Here is a 248-nt window from a genome sequence, read left to right on the forward strand (position 1 = left end):
TTGATAGGCCAGATATGGAAGCCTCGTGAGGGGTGGAGTTGACTGGTACTAATAGGCCGAGGGCTTGACCATAGATTTGCTCGCGTCCACTGTGTGGGTTCTGAGACCACGACCGGCCTGGCCGGATATGGGGTTTCAATTGAACAGTGTGTTTGTTCGCTTGGAACATCCGTGGTTGGTGTTTCGGTGGTCATGGCGAGAGGGAAACGCCCGGTTACATTCCGAACCCGGAAGCTAAGCCTTTCAGC

The 248-nt window shown here is 54.4% G+C and carries 1 rRNA gene; it reads left to right on the forward strand.

Features of this window, described 5'->3' with window-relative positions:
• Positions 1 to 182: 182 nt before the first annotated feature.
• A 5S ribosomal RNA gene (rrf, locus tag QC029_RS31010) occupies positions 183 to 248 on the forward strand; the annotation flags it as partial.

It is taken from the genome of Streptomyces sp. DH37 (assembly GCF_029813835.1).
Taxonomy (GTDB): Bacteria; Actinomycetota; Actinomycetes; order Streptomycetales; family Streptomycetaceae; genus Streptomyces.